An 18,323-nucleotide genomic window follows, 5' to 3' on the forward strand; every position below is an offset into this window, starting at 1 on the left:
CATTGAATTCTGACCCACCCGTTGGACCAGCTTTGTGGGTTATTCGGTGGGTGTCTGGGTCTTCTTTCTCTCCTTCTTTGGCTGTGTTGTGCTGTTTCTGAAACGATAGCTATCGTTTCCTGTTTCTACAATGTGGCAGTGGTGCGTGAGCCGGTCGAGTAGCGCCGTCGTCATCTTTGCATCGCCAAACACACTGGCCCACTCGGCGAAGCTCAGATTGGTGGTGATGATGATGCTGGTTCGTTCGTAGAGCTTGCTGAGCAGGTGGAACAGCAGCGCACCGCCGGTCTGGCTGAAGGGCAGATAGCCGAGTTCGTCCAGCACCACGAGATCGGCATACACAAGCCGCGTGGCGAGTTGTCCGGGCTTGCCCACGAGCTTCTCCTGTTCGAGCGCATTGACCAGTTCGATGGTGGAGAAGAAGCGCACACGGCGGCGGTGATGTTCGAGCGCCTGCACACCGATCGCGGTTGCCAGATGGGTCTTCCCCGTGCCGGGTCCACCCACCAGAACGATGTTGTGCGCCGAGTCGATGAACTCGCACTGGTACAGTTGGCGCACCAGCGCCTCATTGGTATCGCTGCAACTGAAGTCGAAGCCGCCAATATCGCGATACGCCGGGAAGCGTGCCGCCTTCATCTGGTACGCGAGCGAGCGCACTTCGCGCTCTGCCAGTTCCGCCTTGAGCAGCCCGGCGAGCACCAGCGAAGCCGACTTGTAGGCCGGCGAGTCCTGCGCGGCGAGCTCGCCCAACGCTTGCGCCATGCCGTGCAGCTTGAGCGACTTGAGCATCTGCATCATGACGTCAGGCTGCATGGTTGTCCTCCCGACCCCTTAGACGGTCATAGCGGCTGACGTTGGCCTGCGGCTCGACGGTCAACGCGAAGGCCTGTGGCGTCTGCAGCGGGGGCACAGGCGGGCTGTCAAGCAGCCGGCTCAGGATGTTCAGCACCGTCTGCTTGTTCGGTGCACCGGCTTCGAAGGCCAGTTCGACGGCTGCGAGCACCATCTGTTCGTCGTGCAGCAGGACCAGCGCCAGAATCTCGACCATCTCCCGGTCACCGCCGGGACGCTTCAGCAGCACGCCCTGCAGCTTGCGGAATCCGGCTGGGAACTCGGCGAAGGGTGCGCCGTTGCGAAGCGCCCCCGGTTTGCGCTGCAGGACTGCCAGGTAGTGCGCCAGTCGTAAATGGTCTCGCCATGGTCGTGGCTGCGGTTGATACACCGGTCGTGCTCGGCAATCACCTGACCTTCGGCAACGAACACGAGCTTTGCGGCGTAGACGCGCAGGCTGATGGGCCGGTTGGCAAACGACGCCGGCACACTGTAGCGGTTGCGCTCGAAGTTGACGAGGCAGGTTGGCGAGACGCGTTTGGTGTGTTCAACGAAGCCGTCGAACGGCTGGCCGACCGGCATCAGGTGTGGCCGCTCGGCCGACCACGCCTCCCATATCGTCATGTCCTGCTCCGGGTGCCGCGTCTGCTGCCACAGCAGCACGCACTGGTCGGCCAGCCAGTCGTTGAGCGCGGCGAGCGAACCGAACGTCGGTACCTTCTGCCAGAGCCGGTGACGGCTGTCCTGGACGTTCTTCTCGATCTGCCCCTTCTCCCAGCCCGAGGCGACGTTGCAGAACTCGGCGTCAAACAGGTAGTGGCTCACCATTGCACTGAAACGCGCATTGACCCCGCGGACCTTGCCGGGGCGTACCCTGTCGACGGCGGTCTTCATGTTGTCGTAGATGCCGCGGCGGGGAATGCCGCCCCAGGCGACGAACGCGTGATGATGCGCATCGAACAGCATCTCGTGGGTCTGCAGCAGATAGGCGCGCAGGAAGAAGGCTCGGCTGTGGCTGAGTTTGAGCTGCGCGACCTGCAGCTTGGTACGCTCGCCATTGATGACAGCCCAGTCCTCGCTCCAGTCGAACTGGAACGCTTCGCCGGCGGCAAACCTGAGCGGAACGAACGTCCCGCGCCCGGTCGTCTTTGCCTGCTCGTGCTGTTCCTGTCGCCAGCGTCGGGCAAACGCCGCCACGCGATCATAGGAGCCGGTGAAGCCCAGCGCACACAGGTCCGCGTGAATCTGTTTGAGGGTTCTGCGCTGCTTGCGGGGCCGGTTTGCTTCGGTCTTGAGCCAGCCTGCGAGCTTCGCAGCGAACCCGTCGAGCTTGCTGGGACTGTGGCGCTCGGAATAGACGGGCAGCACAGTGCCGGCCCGTATGTAACGTCTGACCGTGTTTCTGGACACGCCCAGGCGTTTGGCAATCTCGCGCAACGAGACATGATCGCGAAAGTGCCAGCGTCGGATGATGCTCAATATAGCCACGTCGATCACTCCGTTCCCCTGCCCGTTGCCGAGCAGGTCAGTGTTCTACGTGGGTCAATATTCGATGCAAATTACTGCGTAGGGTGGGTCAGGATTCCGTGCAAATCAACATTCAGGCGCTTCTGCAGAACTTTCACCTGTAAGAGCTGATTGTCGCGTTCTTCGCGCGGATGCAACACTTCCTTTCGGTGAAAGGCGAGCAGTTGCTGCTCCCACGTGTGGTACAGCAGCGGCGCAAACGAATTGATGAGCGACTGTCTGACGGCCTGCATTCCGGTGAAGTGCTCATAACCGGCCACAAATGCGGCTTCTGCCAGCATGGACTCGTCCGTCACGTCCGGATCGAACGGCATCGACATCATGTCGTTGTACGTTTTCTCCTGGAGCGCGGTTGCTTCACTTTCGATCCCGTCGAAGGTCGGAAGAAGGCGCTGGTCAAGCACCTGCATCGTGCGTTCCAGGTGCGGTTTGAACATACTATGAAAATAGCGCCGCCAGAACGAAGCGTTGTGCATCTCGGTCCTCTCTCTGCCATTCATGAACGTCAGGGTTGAGCGTCTGGACGCTCGCGAAGACCGGCAGGGAACTTCACAACCCTATCCTCCTGCTCGTCCGACGGCCAAGCCCGGCGAGGATCAAACGTCGACACGCTCTGAACCCGCGCGTAAAAATGGCGAAATGGCGCATTCTTTCCGTTGAACGGCGCGTAGACGTGTGGATCGCTGAAGTAATCTTCACCAATCTCGTCAATGTCCAGGATGTCTTCGAACGGAACGATCCCGACCACTTCAAGCCACGCGCGGTCCTTCTCGGGGATGGCTTCCCATGCGTGCCACGCCTCGTTGCGTTTTGCGCGCGAATTCTTGTCCGATCTCCAGTAGTCGTCGCGCAGATCGACGGCATCGTCGCAGCACAGCATTGCGTCCCAGCTCTTTTCGTCATCAGCGAGATAGGCAAAATGCCGATGTAGCAAAAACTCCAGGCCGTCGTGATTGAAGCCTAAGTACTTGCGCACGAGCCATTGAGGTCGCTTTTCGAAGTCGGGTATCCCTTCAGCATTCGGATACTCCAACGCATCGGGCGATCGAAGCAGCACGCTATCATTTTCCTTGTGACGCAGCAGGCGATTCGCCTTGCGCTTCATTGCCAGTTTGGCGCGCAGATCTGCCCGCTGGGAACGCCGGCGAATAGTCAGTGAAACGCCGAAGTATGCGAAGAGCAAGCCATCGTTTTCCGGCCGATACAGCCGGTCCTCGATTTCAGCTTTGCCCCACAGGTGCCACTCCTGCAAGCCCATAGCAGCACACTGGTCGCGAAAGCGATCCCTGGCAGTCTTCGAAAAATCGCAGGCGGCTGCAAAGATTATGCCGTGCAGGATTTCGCCTTCGGTTAGTTTGATTTCGTCGAGGTATTGCAGGAGCTTCGTCGGACCTATTGCCCGCTCACGTTTGCATTGGACGAGCCAAAGGCGATCGCCAATACCTACGACCGCGGCCTCTTCGTCATCGGTCTCCGACGCTGATGGCGCATCCGCATCGACAATCTCGTAACCACGCGCGTCGAAGCCATCGTCGGACCCGGCGCGGCCAGTTGCTTCCAGGCGGCGCCATGTTTTGAAGTCGTAGACCAACTGGCGGCACAGGTCTTCGAACCGCTTGGGTTCAAGGTCTTCAAAGTGAAGCGGACCCAGCGTTCGAGTCGCGGAAACCATGCAAGCTCCCAAGTTTGTCGTTAGGGATCAGCGCTGTCGCGTCTGCCACGAATTTCATTGCGCCTGCATGCCCGTCCATAGGTCAGCGGATGAACCGAGCCACGCTGCCAGCTTCGCAATCTGCTCGGACGCTCACGCCGTCCGGGACCCGTCCGTGCAGCACTTCGCCCGGGTGCGATGGGTCATGCATCAGAGCCGTCCGGATCAATGCAGCGCCTTGAGCACGGCGTGGGCTTGAGGCTGCACGTTGTCGAGGTAGGCGTCGACGGCAGCATCCTGAACGGCTAAGGGTGCAGCCTGCGCGACCGTGGCGAGTGGCCAGTCTACCGTCGCGGCTGCTTGGGTGATCGCTCGCAGTAGCATGGGGAGCGCAACGCCGGGATACCGGCTCTCGAGTTGGCCTGTACGTACCATGTAGCGCACCAGCATCGGCGACACGCCACCCGTGCTCATCAACGTCATCGGGTCTTCAATAGCACCGAGTTCGGCGTAGGTCATGCGGCTCACTTCTTGCAGCGTGTAATCCTTCATGCTCCCTCCAGGTTGTGTTGAACATCCAGTGAACTTGCCGGCAGCACATCACAGTCTTCGAACATCGAGCGGAGCTCGTCTCTGTGCGCCGTGCAGATCGTCGGCCACCGTCAGTCATCCTTTCAATACCCCAGCGCGTCGCACCGGCTTCTGCTCTGGTTGCCCCGGGCCATTGCCGAACACTATGCAAATGGTCTCATACGGAACGTACAGCTTGCCGCTCTCGGTGCGGTGGTCGCTCTACTGCGGCGGAGCGGATCGCCACTGTTTAAGTAGGGGCAATACTCGCGACGCGAGATGACGCGTGTCCGCCTCCGAACCGGAACATCCAAACGAGAGCGAAACCGTAACGAGCTCCGCCTGTTCGATGAGCGGCCGCATCTGATCAAGAAAGTTGGTCACTTCGGCGTCGCTCCACAGGTCGCCCGTCAACCATTGATCTGATCGGTTGAACAGGTCGAGGCACAGATCAAAGATGACCGGTGCATCGAAATTCGCATGCGAAAGTTCGGCGGCGTCTAGATGAAGGGTTTGACGTGCGCCGGCAGCGTCGAGCGTGTCCTGATCCACGCCCGGGTCGGTGTCATCCTGCAGGCAGAAAAAATGTACGTCGCTGAAAAGCCCCCGAATAACAGCCGGCGCAATAAAGGAGTCGTAGCGAATCCAGTTGCCGTCGCGGATCATGTCCTCAAGTGCGCAGAGGTCCGCGCCCAGCAACCGGTTTCGTTGTTCGTCATTCTGATAGAAGTCGTTCACGCCATCCCAATGGAAGTCGGCGTGGACCAAGGAGAATGGACGGACACGACGCTCGTGGGCGAATCGCTCCCAGACGAGCAGTGCCCAGCGGTGATCGTCCATCAGCCAGATGTCCTCGCCTAGCGCGGCGAGGTAGGCGTCGTCTTGCTGCAATTGTGCAATCTCTCGCTCATCCATCACCCTTCCCTCACAACGAACACACTACGTTGACACGTCGGTCCGCCGGCTCCCGTCTGCATTGTTGTCGCGCACTGTTGCGTGGCGAATCCACGGCACGGGTTGTTTAACGAACTGGTATTGAATGGCCTTCACGTCGACGATGACGATCGAATCGGTACAGAGACGTAGCGCGGGCATGCGGTCATCCCATCGGCCACGCTGCGCGTCCTCATCAAGCATGATCGGATGTTCTTCAGGCTGCGCGACGACGGCCGGCTGACTCGACTCGATGATTTCGAATGTCTCCTGATACCAGCCAGTCCGGCCCGCGCAGCTCGAGAAGTTTGTCGGGCGATAGCTGTTCAACCACGCTGGCGTGATGGAACAGGACCGCGTTGCTCCCCTGGCCGCCCGACTGAATCGACGGGTAGATCACGCCGTCGAAACGCGGCAGATTCCGGGAGCCGAGATATTCCGCGACCATTTGCGACGGAAGATAGCCGCTGGTTTCCTCGCCCGGCAGCACCGGGATCTGCAGTGCGCTGCTCAAGCGCTGCAGAAATGCGACGCGCTCGTGCTTGCGCTGGTATTCAGGATCGAAGTGGCTGATGTTGCGCGCCTCCACACGGGCAAGTGCCGCGATGTCAAGCAACTGCAGTTCGCGTGTGATGTCGAATGCCGCGGCCACACCATGCGCACCGACCGGCGCACGGACTTCGCCCAGGCAGGTTTCGACATCCGCGGCGCCGTAGAAGACAGAAATCCCGATTGGATTCATGCGTCCCGCGCTTGCCACGCGTGACGGCGGAGGCCCAAGCTTTTGCGCCGGGCTCATCAGCATGTCGTAGACTTCCCGCCAGTCGCTCGCAATGCGCATCCGCCAGAGCCGTGTGAGGTCAGTTTCAGGGCCGGCGCGCCTGATCACTTTCTCGCCGTTTTGAGCGACGAGCTCGTCGACACCGGCGAACATCTCCCGCAGCCGCTCCTCGATCTGCGGATTGAAGTACCGCGACCGGGTTCGCAACGCTTCTTCGATCTCGGTCCACAAGAACGAACTCGCCGACGCTCGCGGATCGGGGCTGAAACGAAGATCGTCATCGAGCGGATCGTCATCGCCATCCTGCGGCCACCAAAACCAGACCTCGCGCAACGATTCCAGGATCAGTTCGGCCGTGCGATCGTCGCCGCACTTTGTCATCTCCTGAATGACGTCGACCGCGCTGCACCCTTCCGCGGCCAGCCATTCACCCATGGTGTACTCGGGCCTGGCAGAAATGAAACGGTTCTGGAACAGTGGCTGAATGCGTTCGGCGTACTGGCGTGTTCCCCAGCAAAGCGCCGTTGTGCCGCAAACGACGCACTGATCGCTTCGGCCAGTATTCGAAACCTCGTCGCGCAGAAACAGGTCACCGGCGCACTCAAGGCAAATCGGCTGGTTGTCGGGCTCGTGTTGATCGTTTTCGGTCATTTTGTTCTTGTAGCCCCCGTCATCCAATGAATCTACCGTGGCGGGCCGATCGTCAGCAACCGTGGGTCGTAGACAAACGGGCCATCATTCCGAAACGAGATGATCGCATCCTGCTGCCCCGGTTTTCAAGGCCTACGTCGGCAAACCGGAACAGCGACGCATGCTCAGTGCGCACGCGGGTTCGCAGATCAGCGGCGCTGCTGCCCGCAAGGTCATTCCGTTCGAGAGTCCCCACTGATGGTCTCCTCGTGGTTGCGGGACGCCAGGCAGGTGAAATGGCCGTGAGCTGCACGCTACGCCTGCTGAGGCTTCAGTTCCTTCAGAAACGCCTTGAGCGCGCCCGCATCGCCGCCGCGCAGGGAATCACGCGCGCTCGCATAGCTGTGCTCGGCCCGGACGAAAAACTCCTGGGGACTCGCCAGCGTCGGGATGCGCCCGAATGAGGCGAGCTGCGCGGTGAGTACCGACTTCAGGTACGCCTCAAGGTTCGCACACAGCAGGGCGATGTTGACCATGCGGCCGGCGCTGTGCACGATATCGCAGCGGGCGCGGTAGATCCGCTGCAGGTGCCAGCGCAGCCCCTGTTCGACCCGCCCAAGAAATGTGTTCATGTCGGTCGGCGAAGCAAGAAATGACATGAACTGGTCAAAGCGCATCTGCGTGAGCGGCTGATCCCCCAGCCGTCCGTTAATCGTCTGGCGATGGACCGGTTCGGCGAGCACGTCATAGAGCTGGGCGAAATCCAGCTCCTTGAGAGCTATCGGCTGTCCGCTCGGCGCGTCGACGAGCTCGACCGACTGCTCCAGCAGCACTTCACGATAAGCCGTCAAGTGGTTGATCACCGAGACCCCCATCAGGACCGGCGTGACACTGTCTTCGACTGCGGCACCGATCGGTCCTGATCCGCTCATCCCTTTGGCGAGAAATTCCAGTCCGGTCCACCAGTTGACGAGCTTGTTCTCGAAGCTGGTGGTGTCCGCGCCCATGCGATACAGCCGGAAAGCTGCAAGCACGCGATCGCGTCCCTCTCTTGAGAAACGCTCACCCGTCACGAGCTGGCCAACGTTCTGAGCGAACGCATCGAGCTCAGCCGGGCTGACCGATGACTGTGGATTCGGAACCACTTTCGGGATCGGCAGCAGTCGCCAGTCTGGACCTGTCGGTCTCGGAACGGCAAACTGGTCCGAGACCGCAATGTTGGCCCGGTCGTACTCGAAACGGACCAGATCGAGCACACGGTTGATGCGATCGTGGACCAGCTGGCCTGCGGTGCGTGCGTCAATCGCGTCCGCCTCGCCGTAGGCAAACAGACGGTGTCCCTGTTCCTTCATACCCGCAAGCGTGGACAGTTCCGGTGGAACCGCCGCACTGAACACGATGTCGCCGATCTGCGGTGGAAACGACTTCGTGTCGGTGACTCCGTCGATCGCAAAGCACGCGCGCCAGGCTCGGCTCTCCGATGTGATCAGCTTCCTGAGCAGGTCAAAGCGTTGCGCGAAGACATAGGCTTTCTTCTGCGGCTTGACCGGCACCAGAACCTGACGGTACAACTGGTAGAGACCTTCGATGCTCTGGCCACGCGCGATCAGATAACTGATCAGACTGCCTGTCAGCGACCGGATCTCGTTGAAACGATCTGCCTCGGGCCGGCCGTCCGGCGCGAGCACCGCTTCATGAATCCCCTGAATGACCTCGTGGACGTAGCATCGATGTAACTGGCTCACGTATTCGCGCAGATAAGAGTCGAGCAACGAGCGCCCCTTTTCGATCGGCCCCTTGTCGAATTTCTCGCCGAATGACTTGCCGAGCAGCGCGCGGATCACCGCCGTGGACGCGCTGAGTGAGGGACGCTTCAACGCCGACTCGGTATCCAGGATGCTGATCGCCTCGCGCGCGACCATCCAGCGGTCCTCGTTACTAGCGTGCGGCAAGGCCGTCAACCGGAGCAGCTCTTCGAGAATGTTGACCGCGTGCATGACCCGCACGCGGTGCGAGTCGAGCGAATAAGCATACGTCATGTTGTACCAGACGCTCGCAAACACGGCCTGTTCGCGGGTGAGCGGATACTGTGCTAGTCTGGGGTCGTGTTTCATTGCCTCTGTTTTTCGTGCGTACTTTTGACCACGCATTATGGGCGCGCAGTTTTCACGTTGGTTTCCAGGCCACATTTTGCAGCGGCTTTTTGTTGACCGGGGAACTCTGCCCGCCTATAGTACGTCCTGCTTTAACAAGCCCGTCGCGTTTTTTGACGGCACGGTTATCACGGGGTCAGGGGTGTAGGTCTGGGCGGTGTCCCGCTACATTTTCTGTTCCCCAACCATTAGAGGGCCCGCCACATGGCGGGCCCTTCGTGTTTACGGCGTCAGCCCTGGTCGCTGTCCCACTGCATCTCAGCCATCCTTCCCTTCTATTTTTCCAGGCGAAAGACCGTCCGTTTCCCGCCGGCATAAAATCGCCAGATCTAATAACTGTGGTAATCAGGAATGGAGTTTCGGCGCCGGAACGCGCGAACAAAGCCAGCCCGCGTGACCCCAACCCATCGCCGCGTAGTTTCGGCATAATTAAATACGTAGTTTCACTACATTTTACATATCCTCCCGACTGTCTCCGGCCGGTCTGAGGACGGCTGCCACGCAAGCCCGATCCGTGCGGCGCGCCGTCACGCGAAGACGGCAACAACCGGATGGCGGGGCGCGCCCCGCCCGGCGCTACCTGCCCTGCCCCTGACTGCAAAAAACCGTCAGGGCCGGCGCGCACGCCTGGCGGGCCGCCGAGCAAGGAGCCGTGCCACGCGCCGCGGCATCGCCGCTTCGCCGCGGGTCCATCGACCCATGGTGCATGGTGCGGCGGACGTCGCCCGAGGATCCGGCGACCATCACCTGGGTCCAGCCGGGGTGCGCCCGTGCGCAGGCGCGGTCAGCCCCTCGCGGGGCGATTCTGACAAAAAGTCTCATATCACTGCGATCTGGAGGGACATTTTGTCATCACTAAAAACAAATCCAATTCCAAACCTGCCCTTCGGTACCGCCTAATGGGCGAGGTGGTCGCGACCAGCCCCGCGACCGCCATCGGTCTCCCCTCCCTGTGGCGCTCGCCCCGCCGCCCGTTTCCGCAACAGTGGGTTCCGGCCTCAGCTGACTGACGCCAAGGCGTGATCATTCCCTTTATCGACTTCCCTGTGCTGCTTCGTATTGTCGCCGAACGGCGTTGACTGATTTGGATGTGGTTCACTGTTAGTTGCAGTAAATTTGAAAACTCATGATCCTGATCATCATCTCTCCGGCCGCTGGAGACCGAACGGCACAGCGAAGAAAACGGACGCGACCGCCCCTCTCTCCCCGCGAAAAACGCAGGCTCCTGAAGATGGCCTCGGAGGAGATCTTCGAGATCGTTGCCGCGCTCACTCCCGATGGGGGCGTGAACGTATTGCTCGCCGGGCAGATTCAGCGGCGCGAACCCCATGGACGGCTCGTCGAGCAAAACCAGAGCCGGGCACGCCATCATTGCCCGGACGATCGCAACCATCTGCTGCTCACCGCCCGACACATAGCCTGCGCGAGATTTCTGACGCTCATTGTCCAGAAGAAAGCAATTGACCTGATTGACCTTTTTGACCTTATTGTCGGTTTGTGCGAGTATACCGAAACAAGGGAATTCGCGGATGGAGGTGGAAAATGAGCGCGCACATCGAAAAGCGCAGCGCAGGAAAACGCAGCCGGGCCACGCCACCGTCACTGCCCGCGCCTACGGACCGCTTGCTTACCAGTGCCGCCGGCGCAGTTATGGCGGACGATGGCGTATTGGTGCTTCTGGATTTGCCGGACGAAGAAGTCGGGCAACTCCTGAAGCGGAAAGTGCGCGACCTGCGCAAAGGGCTCCTTCTGCTGGACGACGCCCCTCCCCTAAAAGCGATCAAGATTACTCCGGTGCAGATTGAAGGGGTGATACCGACGCCAGTCAAGTCGGACGTCTATCAGCAGGCGGAGAAAGCCAGGCGTCGCCTGGTACAGCTTGGAGAACTGCTCGACTCGTCGCAATTGAGGGAGTCGCTCAACATCACCAAGCAGGCGGTGAGCGCAGCCACCCGCGCCAATAGAATGTTCACAGTAGAGGTAGAGGGTCAGGCGTACTACCCGGTGTTCTTTGCCGACGGAAAAGTCGACAGAACCGTGGTTGAGCGCGTCGCCCGCTTGCTGGGGCAACTTCCAGGCTGGACTAAGTGGGATTTCTTCGTCAGCCGCAGAGGGTCCCTGGGTGACCTGAGCGCGCTTGAAGCGCTGGGCAAAGGAAAGGTCGACCTCGTCGAAAAGGTCGCATGCGCATTTCATGAGGAGATGACGCGTTGAGCATCGACCTGGCGCGCGATCTAAGCTCCGTCAAGCTGGACATCGAGGAGATCAATCCGTCGAAACTACTGCGCATTTCCCGATACGAATCCGGAGAGCCGCACTTCAGCAAGTCGGGCCTCAACCGGTTTGACACTCCGGACGGCTCTTTCGGCACCTGCTACTTTGGACTGACATTGGCCTGCGCATTCGCGGAAACCGTTCTTCATGACCGGACAGCAGTTTCCGGTGGTTTCCCGCTTGTGTATGCGGACCTCGAGCAGCGATGGGTTGTCCGATTCAAGAGCGCGGACAAGCTGCGGCTTGCAACATTCCGGGGCGCTTCGCTTAAAAAGCTTGGCGCAGATGGCCGCGTTTCAACGGAGGTCCCTTATGGTGTGCCGCAGGCCTGGTCCAAGGCACTGCACGACCATCCCGAGAATATTGATGGCTTCACCTATCAATCGCGGCATCTCAATACAGAGCCTGCTGTTGTGCTGTTTGACCGCTGTTCGTCGAAGCTGACCTGCAAGCCTGGAAAGTACAAGAACTTCCTGGACTATCCCGGTGCACTACGAGAGCTGCAGACGTTCAATGTGTGGCTGACGGCTTGATGTGGCCCGCGCACCCGGCGCTGGCCTGCGGCAAACGCAAGGAGAGCTTGATGTTCTACTCGGCGCAGATTGAATCGGATTTCCGGAAATACGCGAAAATGTTTAAGGCAAGCCTCGACGTGGCCGCATTCACGCGGCTGTTCCTTGAGCCAAGGGGGAATGCGGCATCTATGTGGTGCCCGTCGAGCTGCGCTACAAAGTTGCTTCAGCCGCTAACGAAGCGGCGCGCCCCACGCCCACGCTGTACGGATGGGCGGTTCCACAGATATTACAGACACAATTTAGCACTGCGAATTAGTGGGAAGACGGGCTAGCTCTTAGAAGTACATTTGCTCAAGTGAGAGCGTTATTCCGAACGCCGAGGCTTGCTGCGGGCCATTCGCGCCATAGAATTCCAGTTTACCGTGCTGGTCGACAACGATGACCTCTCGGGCGCCGCCTTCGAGGTAAGCCCTGAGTCTCGGGCCGATCTCGTCCGCAAACTCGCGGTCAAGGAGCACCTCGACACACAAGTCCGGTACAAACGGGATCGGACCTTCCCGGTCATACCCTTCCCACTTTTCAGGCGGCATCCAGACGACGTCAGCTACGCGGATGCCGAATGCCGGAGTCGTCACGGGGACCGACATTGCCGCCACGTGACCAATCTGCTCCGCGATTTGACAGTAGGCGTCGGTCAGAACAATCTGGCGCCTTGCTGAGGGTTGAGGAAGCAGCACCGTTTCACCTCGACCATCCAGCTCGCAGCATCCCAATGACCCTGCATCAAAATTCGGGTGGATCCGACGCCAGGTTGCAACGAGTCCGTCCTGCTCGAGAAGAGTAGACACAACGGCAAGCCTCCAATGGGGGAATCGCGTAAGGGTAATCCCTTTGCTGGCGCGTGAAAAGCGGAAAATAATTGTGCGGCGCACAAATCAATCATGCGGCGTGCATGAGATGTGCTATTTTGCCGTTATCGGGCCTGAAGATTAGGCCTGACGCTCCTCGTAACGCGATGACTGCGAGGTCAGGCCTGGCTCTTTCCCCTATTTATGCTGCATCGCAGCACCACAGATGCCCGAGGGGGGTGGCGACTTATCGCTGGCGACGAAGGCGGATTCGCTTTGGTGCCGTGCTACCGTATTCGATTGAAAACGAGAAGTGAAATGAAACTCGATGAGGAGACATTCCGGCGGCTGCGCCGGCTCGCCCCGGTGCTTGACGACATGCTCAACGCAGGAGAAGTCGAACATGCGGACCAGGCGGTGAATCTCGCTGCACTCGCCCAACTATGCTCGACCCTGTCCGACACCTACTACTCGACGCACCCCGATGAGTCGGCGCAAGCAAGCGTCGACGGGGAAGAGCCGCAAAATTAGCAGCGTACTCTCCACGCTCGCCCGTGCCTCGCCTTATTCCATACGCCTGTGCCCCGTCGTAGTAGTCACGGAACTGGCTGCCGATTCTCATATGCTCGTTGTTTGTAGGTGGACGTTCCCGTTTGCAGGCGCGGCCCGCAAGCGGGGCAACCACGGCAAAGCGGGTGGAGTCAGTCGTGCGCGGCGACTTTGCCGGACTGAGCCTGACCGGAGACGAGACACGACGAGCGGAAGTTCTCTCCCTGGCTGCGCGCGCCGCTAGCGGAAAATCCGCGTGCGAGCGCTTCGAGCCGGACGACTTCCGAACCCTTCTCGCAACTGACCCAACCGGCACCATGCGTCTCCATGCGAGTCAGAACCCGGTTCCCGATGAGAACTGCGATGGCGATGACGATAAGAACATTGAATGCCGGTCTCATGATTTCGTCTCCCTATGCAATCGGACTATCGCGTGTCAGCCGGAGCCTGGCGCCAACGAGATTACTGGCGCGAACCTATTCCACAACGCCCTGCAGGCCGGGAAACTGCGCAAGCGACGCAGGTGCAAGGTGGACAGCACAGAATGGCACCAAAGCAATGATAAGCCCGTGTATCGGCTCCGGTTGTTTGGACACGCTTTTGCAGCTCAGGCGGCCAGCTTCATCAGCCATTCCTGACGGGCTTCGAGGGGTGATTTGAAACCCAACTTTTCGAGACGCCAGTCGCGATTGTATCGATCCCTGAACGCGACGGCAGCAGCACGAACGTCCTCCAGGTTTTTTTTGAAGATGCGCCCATGAATAGCCTGTTCCTTCATGGTCCGGTTGACTCGCACAGGAGAACCCTATTTGAAAACCGGCGATCAGGCATGTAGCGATGCGCCGCATGCAATCATGACTCGCCGAGAAAGTCACCACTGATCGTAGACTTGGCAACGCTGGTAATAGCCGCCGTTGGAAAATGGAAACGCGACCGGCTGCTATGCCCGAGAAAGGCTGCAATCGACCGGTTGAATCCGCCTTTGAGAACGGCCGTTGACGTCCCTGCAACAGGAATTGTGGCAACGGGTCGCTTTATGCCATTTGCATGACGTCCAGTCGGCGACGCCGCCGCGCGGACTCATGAGGCAAAGTTCGGCCAGATTGCGACCGTCGCAAAAGGATCTACGAGTCACCTGAGCGACTGCTTTGGGACATAGTAACGGCCCCTCAGATACTGCGTACGCAAGCGAACATTGCGATAACGATTGTTGGCTGTCTTAGAGGAGCGCTTTCTATATTCGAGTTAGCCGAAGGACGATTGCGACGTGAATTGCGATTGCAATAGAACGGAGACAGCGGTATGCCATTTGTTCGCCACCAAAAGCCTGATTCTATGAAGCGTTGGGTGCAATTTGCCGCTGCAATTTCCTCAGCCGGCGGAATTTTGATCGGAGGCATAGGCGTAAACGCTTCATTTTCCGAGTGTCGGCCGCGACCCGGCAATTCGAATGGCAACTGTCCGCCGCCCGAAATGCAGTTCTTGAACTCACCGACTTGACGCCCAGTCGACTGCTGGCATATCTTCAGTCAAACTAAGCGGCCATTTGACCTTTCCGAGAAAGCATCGCGTGCGATGTGGCCACCGGGAATCACAAGGATTCTCAAGCGACTGCATCCATCTATTGAACGCAATCCTGCTGGCAACTGGTTGCGCATTGCTGTGTGTTTCAATCTGAAGAACTGCAATGGCAGTTCGTGCGAAAGCGAAGCAAGACGCAACGTTGTGGGAAAAGGCAAATGTTGGATGTCGACGTCCATGTCATCGTCAGGAATGCAAAGATAATAGGCGAATGCGTGGGCAGCACGCTGCACCATCAGTAAAGCTCTAGTCCGGCGATCACGAGCAGTGGTAGCGGCGCAGATTGATCGTCGTGTAGGCCAGTGTTTTGAACGCGTAGTGCAACTCACTGATGCGTTCAAAGCGCAGCCGCAGGCGGCGAAACTTGTCTTCCCAGGCGAACACGCGCTCAATGGGAAGATCCTGTGCGGCGACAGGGTCGGTGCCGGGGCGCGTCGGCCATGACCTTTGGCCAGATGGGGCAAGACAAACTGCTCGAACTGCGCTTCGCTCAATTTCGTTGGAATGGCCTGCCAGCATGGGCTTCACGTTATTCACACATCCAGAAATCTGTGCGCTAGCCTGACCGGGGCGGCAGCGCCGAAATCCAGCCCCGACATGCCTCGCAGAAAAAGACAATCCCGGAATATTAACAACCAGTTGTCTGACAGCAAATTCAAGTCGGCTCAGCATCTGAAGTTAGATGGTAGCTCGAAGTAGTGATGCGTGCGGCTCGCCCTGTCCGCGAACGGACATCCCAGAACTTGACGGAATACGAATTGGGCCTCTCCAGCGCCGCCGTTGATCGTATCAGAGATTGACGGTCGGCAGTCGGATTCTGTCCCGATATAAGCTTCGTTCGAAAATCGGTCAACTTGTTGTTTAGGTATTTACCCTAGTATTGTCGTCTCCTATACTGCGTAGATCGCTGCGGACAACGCAGATCTCGGCCACGCAAGGTAATTCAAGAGGTAATAGTCATGAAATCGCTCGTTCAAGCTGTCATTGTCGCCGCAACCCTTGCTGCCCCGCTCGTTGCTTTCGCTCAATCGAACCAGCCGGTGACGCGTGCACAGGTTCGCGAAGAGTTACTTCAGGTCGAAAAGGCCGGGTACAACCCTGACTCGCATGCGCACCGCAATGAATATCCAGACAACCTTCAGGCCGCCGAAGCTCGCGTCGATGAGCAGAACAGTGCGATGGGCGGCGTAGCCGGCGGGTCGTCGCAGCAAGGCCAGCCAGCGCGGTAAATTGTCTGCAGACCGCTGCGGCTGCTTGACAGTACCGTCCCAGTATCAAGGACAAGCGGGCCGCCATTGCAACTGCTCGTTGAAGGCGCAGGGTTCGCGGCCGACGCAAGAGTAGTGGAGTAGTGGTTGTGTCGCGATAAGGAATGTGGGATGAGCAGCCGCCTGTAGTAGAGAGGACTGCCAACATCACGGGCGCGTAAAATTGCTCGACAGCAGTGTCGTCAACGCGATCCTCCGCAACTGCCGCTTGCGCATCATGTGCATGATCGGAGACCGCACCAGAGTGGGCGCGAAATCGGGTCGCAGCGAATATGGCCGATAGAATGCAGCTCGCGATGGGCTGGGACGACGAACACCTGCACCAGTTCATCGTACGCGGATGGCGTTAGAGTGGACATCACGACGGTGCTTTCCAATTCTTCGACGGGCCAGACACCTTGTCGTTGGCGGCAATGGGCCTGCACGAACATGAGCGCTTTGCCTACCTGGACGACTTCACCTCGTGGTGGTTACATGACACGCGCATCGAGCGCCGCTCGTGCAACCAGCGGTCAAGGCCGATGCCATGCTGTGTCGCGAGCTCCGGGCGTTGCCCACCAGAAGACATCGGAGGCCTCGATAGATACATGAATGCTCTGGAAGTTCACGGCGAGCACGAATTTCTCGAGCGGATCGAGACTTTACGCGAGGGGCAGATTGACGTGAACGTTCTGCACGTTGAGGCCGACGAATGGTTGATCTGGCTGGATCGGGGTTTCGACCGGCGCGCAGCGGATGAGCGGCTGCAGGTCCTTGCGCGGTAAGCGCATCGTCCTGGTGACGCGCGCGGCGGGCGACTGCGATGCAAATCAGCGTGCGGATTGTGGTTCAGACCGAAGTCGACGAACAGGCGAACATTACGGAGATAGCCCGCTTCCAACGGGACGGATTCGATGCTGGTTGTCTCGGCTTACATCTTGAGGAGGCAAAGGCGCTGTTAGGCCGGTTGCAGCGTTCAATGATCGAAGCCGAGGCCGCTGAAGCGATCGCTCGAATGAGCGTGTGTCCGGATTGCGGCCCCCTTCTGGCTGTGAAGGGCCATCATCGCCTGATCTACCGCGCGGTCTTCGGTCGGCTGTCGATCGATAGCCCGCGGTTGTATCAATGCCGGGGTTCCGGAATCGGGCGCCAATCCGTCTGCCCGCTGGCCGCTCGCCTGCGTGAGCGGACGAGTCCCGAATTGCAGTATTTCGAGGCCAAGTTTGCCGCGTTGATGTCCTACGGACTGACTGTCCGGGTCCTGGAGGAGGTGTTACCGCTGGGGTATCTGCTCGCGGCCACCACCATCCGCAGACATGTTGCTGCACTGGGTCGTCGCCGTGACAGCTCGAAGGCAACGGTCGCCGTCGAACAACGGCAATACGTCGATATGACTGCCGGCCGGTGTGCTATTCCGCGGCAAAGTTCAGCGCGTGGCGTGGGAATCGGCGGCGGGTATATCCGCCTGATCGGACACAGCAGTCGGCAGGACGGCTGGTTCGAAGTCATCGTCGGAAAATCACTGCGCGACGACGGTCGCGGACACAGCTTCGCTTACGTTCACACACTCGAGCAAGAACCTGCCGATCGAATGCTGGCCTTTCTTTCGCAGGCAGCGGCGCGGGCGTGATGGCCACCTGCTGCTTGAGCATCTCCATCGCCACCGCGAGCGAGCGCACGCCGTCCCAGCGCAGCTCCATGTTGTAGTTCAGGCCACCGCGGATCAAATGCAAGTGATTGTCGATCAGACCCGGCAAAGCGGACCGGCCGCCCAGGTCGACGACGCGGGTCGAGTCGACCGCGAGCGGCATGACGTCGGCATCGCTGCCCACGGCAACGAAGCGGCCATTGGCGATCGCCACGGCTGAGGCGATCGGGTTCGAACGGTCGAGTGTCGTGAATCGTCCGTTATGCAGAATAAGATTGGGTTGGGTGCCGATGGCGCTCATGTGCGTTTCCTCTCTTCGCTCAATTCACGGAGTTCGTTTGATTCAATCAAAAGCCGAGCCATTGCTTGACTAGCTGCACGGCCTGTGCGCCGACCAGCAGGCCGACGAGGGCAGTCAGCGGCGGTGCGGGCGATCGACACTTGATCACGCTATAGATCACGCCTATCAGCACGCCCGCGCCTAGTGATATCAAATACGCTTGCATACGATCGGTCTCCGAACGATTAGAATGCAGGTCATTGCATCCCGGTTTGCGCCTCCGGGTCCATCTGCTCGCCACC

The 18,323-nt window shown here is 59.4% G+C and carries 18 protein-coding genes and 4 pseudogenes; 6 read left to right on the plus strand and 16 right to left on the minus strand.

Annotation, left to right across the window (positions count from 1 at the left end; genetic code table 11):
• Positions 1-39: 39 nt before the first annotated feature.
• The 10 genes and pseudogenes from istB to E1956_RS47270 all read right to left on the minus strand — a co-directional run.
• On the minus strand, positions 40-816 hold the full coding sequence (gene istB / locus E1956_RS44420; protein WP_134760315.1) for an IS21-like element helper ATPase IstB: 777 nt from the start codon (positions 814-816) through the stop codon (positions 40-42).
• Positions 806-2,331: pseudogene (istA, locus tag E1956_RS44425) on the minus strand (IS21 family transposase). The gene istB and the pseudogene istA overlap by 11 nt, the downstream one beginning before the upstream one ends.
• Positions 2,332-2,393: 62 nt before the next feature.
• On the minus strand, positions 2,394-2,837 hold the full coding sequence (locus tag E1956_RS44430) for a hypothetical protein (RefSeq protein WP_134760317.1): 444 nt from the start codon (positions 2,835-2,837) through the stop codon (positions 2,394-2,396).
• Between the two features lie 29 nt (positions 2,838-2,866).
• Positions 2,867-4,033: a hypothetical protein gene (locus E1956_RS44435; RefSeq protein ID WP_134760319.1), complete on the minus strand. Its 1,167-nt coding sequence runs from the start codon at positions 4,031-4,033 to the stop codon at positions 2,867-2,869.
• A gap of 204 nt (positions 4,034-4,237) precedes the next feature.
• Positions 4,238-4,564 carry a hypothetical protein gene (locus E1956_RS44440; RefSeq protein WP_134760321.1) on the minus strand — a complete coding sequence of 109 codons (327 nt, stop codon included), beginning with the start codon at positions 4,562-4,564 and terminating at the stop codon, positions 4,238-4,240.
• Between the two features lie 240 nt (positions 4,565-4,804).
• Positions 4,805-5,497, minus strand: coding sequence for a peptide arginase family protein (locus E1956_RS44445; RefSeq protein WP_134760323.1), 693 nt, complete (start codon positions 5,495-5,497; stop codon positions 4,805-4,807).
• Between the two features lie 24 nt (positions 5,498-5,521).
• Positions 5,522-5,719 (minus strand): hypothetical protein, encoded by a 198-nt coding sequence (locus tag E1956_RS44450; RefSeq protein WP_134760325.1) that lies wholly within the window; start codon positions 5,717-5,719, stop codon positions 5,522-5,524.
• 13 nt (positions 5,720-5,732) lie between these two features.
• The gene (locus E1956_RS44455) at positions 5,733-6,947 is read right to left on the minus strand and encodes an RES family NAD+ phosphorylase (protein ID WP_134760327.1); all 1,215 of its coding nucleotides are present in this window, start codon (positions 6,945-6,947) and stop codon (positions 5,733-5,735) included.
• Between the two features lie 293 nt (positions 6,948-7,240).
• Positions 7,241-9,040, minus strand: coding sequence for a hypothetical protein (locus E1956_RS44460; protein ID WP_134760329.1), 1,800 nt, complete (start codon positions 9,038-9,040; stop codon positions 7,241-7,243).
• A gap of 1,354 nt (positions 9,041-10,394) precedes the next feature.
• Positions 10,395-10,517: pseudogene (locus tag E1956_RS47270) on the minus strand (ATP-binding cassette domain-containing protein); the annotation flags it as partial.
• Positions 10,518-10,621: 104 nt separating this feature from the next.
• Between E1956_RS47270 and E1956_RS44470 the strand changes: the two are divergent.
• Entirely contained in the window at positions 10,622-11,293 is a 672-nt protein-coding gene (locus E1956_RS44470) for a hypothetical protein (protein ID WP_167760321.1), read from the plus strand.
• On the plus strand, positions 11,290-11,886 hold the full coding sequence (locus E1956_RS44475) for an RES family NAD+ phosphorylase (RefSeq protein WP_134760336.1): 597 nt from the start codon (positions 11,290-11,292) through the stop codon (positions 11,884-11,886). Before E1956_RS44470 ends, E1956_RS44475 begins: the two co-directional genes overlap by 4 nt.
• A 317-nt stretch (positions 11,887-12,203) precedes the next feature.
• Here the strand turns inward: E1956_RS44475 and E1956_RS44480 are convergent, their stop codons facing one another.
• Positions 12,204-12,716: a Uma2 family endonuclease gene (locus tag E1956_RS44480; protein ID WP_134760338.1), complete on the minus strand. Its 513-nt coding sequence runs from the start codon at positions 12,714-12,716 to the stop codon at positions 12,204-12,206.
• A 318-nt stretch (positions 12,717-13,034) separates the two neighbouring features.
• On the opposite strand from E1956_RS44480, the gene E1956_RS44485 reads away from it, so the two are divergent.
• Positions 13,035-13,247: a hypothetical protein gene (locus E1956_RS44485; protein ID WP_134760340.1), complete on the plus strand. Its 213-nt coding sequence runs from the start codon at positions 13,035-13,037 to the stop codon at positions 13,245-13,247.
• Positions 13,248-13,417: 170 nt separating this feature from the next.
• Here the strand turns inward: E1956_RS44485 and E1956_RS44490 are convergent, their stop codons facing one another.
• From E1956_RS44490 to E1956_RS44495, 3 genes are all read right to left on the minus strand, one after another.
• Entirely contained in the window at positions 13,418-13,666 is a 249-nt protein-coding gene (locus E1956_RS44490; protein WP_134760342.1) for a hypothetical protein, read from the minus strand.
• A gap of 206 nt (positions 13,667-13,872) precedes the next feature.
• Complete coding sequence (locus tag E1956_RS46600; RefSeq protein ID WP_167760356.1) at positions 13,873-14,043, minus strand: hypothetical protein; 171 nt, start codon at positions 14,041-14,043, stop codon at positions 13,873-13,875.
• Between the two features lie 1,061 nt (positions 14,044-15,104).
• Positions 15,105-15,365: a hypothetical protein gene (locus E1956_RS44495; RefSeq protein WP_232072625.1), complete on the minus strand. Its 261-nt coding sequence runs from the start codon at positions 15,363-15,365 to the stop codon at positions 15,105-15,107.
• Between the two features lie 440 nt (positions 15,366-15,805).
• Here E1956_RS44495 and E1956_RS44500 point away from each other — a divergent pair, with 440 nt between their 5' ends.
• The 3 genes and pseudogenes from E1956_RS44500 to E1956_RS44510 all read left to right on the plus strand — a co-directional run.
• A complete protein-coding gene (locus E1956_RS44500) occupies positions 15,806-16,075 on the plus strand; it encodes a DUF4148 domain-containing protein (protein WP_134760346.1) in 270 nt (89 codons plus the stop codon).
• A gap of 443 nt (positions 16,076-16,518) precedes the next feature.
• On the plus strand, positions 16,519-16,878 hold the full coding sequence (locus E1956_RS44505; RefSeq protein ID WP_256377835.1) for a plasmid pRiA4b ORF-3 family protein: 360 nt from the start codon (positions 16,519-16,521) through the stop codon (positions 16,876-16,878).
• Positions 16,879-16,916: 38 nt separating this feature from the next.
• Positions 16,917-17,720: pseudogene (locus tag E1956_RS44510) on the plus strand (ISKra4-like element ISBte1 family transposase); the annotation flags it as partial.
• Here the strand turns inward: E1956_RS44510 and E1956_RS44515 are convergent.
• Both E1956_RS44515 and E1956_RS44520 read right to left on the minus strand, forming a co-directional pair.
• Positions 17,710-18,042: pseudogene (locus E1956_RS44515) on the minus strand (amidohydrolase family protein); the annotation flags it as partial. The pseudogenes E1956_RS44510 and E1956_RS44515 overlap by 11 nt on opposite strands.
• Before the next feature lie 46 nt (positions 18,043-18,088).
• Positions 18,089-18,247, minus strand: a complete 159-nt coding sequence (locus tag E1956_RS44520; RefSeq protein WP_134760350.1) for a DUF1427 family protein — start codon at positions 18,245-18,247, stop codon at positions 18,089-18,091.
• Positions 18,248-18,323: the final 76 nt, after the last annotated feature.

This window comes from Paraburkholderia pallida (genome assembly GCF_004524855.1).
Taxonomy (GTDB): Bacteria; Pseudomonadota; Gammaproteobacteria; order Burkholderiales; family Burkholderiaceae; genus Paraburkholderia; species Paraburkholderia oxyphila.

What these genes read in the sequence shown, in the direction of transcription:
- istB (WP_134760315.1), bottom strand. Translation starts at nt 816, where the DNA reads ATGCAGCCTGACGTCATGATGCAGATGCTCAAGTCGCTCAAGCTGCAC.
- E1956_RS44430 (WP_134760317.1), bottom strand. Translation starts at nt 2,837, where the DNA reads ATGCACAACGCTTCGTTCTGGCGGCGCTATTTTCATAGTATGTTCAAA.
- E1956_RS44435 (WP_134760319.1), bottom strand. Translation starts at nt 4,033, where the DNA reads ATGGTTTCCGCGACTCGAACGCTGGGTCCGCTTCACTTTGAAGACCTT.
- E1956_RS44440 (WP_134760321.1), bottom strand. Translation starts at nt 4,564, where the DNA reads ATGAAGGATTACACGCTGCAAGAAGTGAGCCGCATGACCTACGCCGAA.
- E1956_RS44445 (WP_134760323.1), bottom strand. Translation starts at nt 5,497, where the DNA reads ATGGATGAGCGAGAGATTGCACAATTGCAGCAAGACGACGCCTACCTC.
- E1956_RS44450 (WP_134760325.1), bottom strand. Translation starts at nt 5,719, where the DNA reads ATGCTTGATGAGGACGCGCAGCGTGGCCGATGGGATGACCGCATGCCC.
- E1956_RS44455 (WP_134760327.1), bottom strand. Translation starts at nt 6,947, where the DNA reads ATGACCGAAAACGATCAACACGAGCCCGACAACCAGCCGATTTGCCTT.
- E1956_RS44460 (WP_134760329.1), bottom strand. Translation starts at nt 9,040, where the DNA reads ATGAAACACGACCCCAGACTAGCACAGTATCCGCTCACCCGCGAACAG.
- E1956_RS44470 (WP_167760321.1), top strand. Translation starts at nt 10,622, where the DNA reads ATGAGCGCGCACATCGAAAAGCGCAGCGCAGGAAAACGCAGCCGGGCC.
- E1956_RS44485 (WP_134760340.1), top strand. Translation starts at nt 13,035, where the DNA reads ATGAAACTCGATGAGGAGACATTCCGGCGGCTGCGCCGGCTCGCCCCG.
- E1956_RS44490 (WP_134760342.1), bottom strand. Translation starts at nt 13,666, where the DNA reads ATGAGACCGGCATTCAATGTTCTTATCGTCATCGCCATCGCAGTTCTC.
- E1956_RS46600 (WP_167760356.1), bottom strand. Translation starts at nt 14,043, where the DNA reads ATGAAGGAACAGGCTATTCATGGGCGCATCTTCAAAAAAAACCTGGAG.
- E1956_RS44495 (WP_232072625.1), bottom strand. Translation starts at nt 15,365, where the DNA reads ATGCTGGCAGGCCATTCCAACGAAATTGAGCGAAGCGCAGTTCGAGCA.
- E1956_RS44500 (WP_134760346.1), top strand. Translation starts at nt 15,806, where the DNA reads ATGAAATCGCTCGTTCAAGCTGTCATTGTCGCCGCAACCCTTGCTGCC.
- E1956_RS44520 (WP_134760350.1), bottom strand. Translation starts at nt 18,247, where the DNA reads ATGCAAGCGTATTTGATATCACTAGGCGCGGGCGTGCTGATAGGCGTG.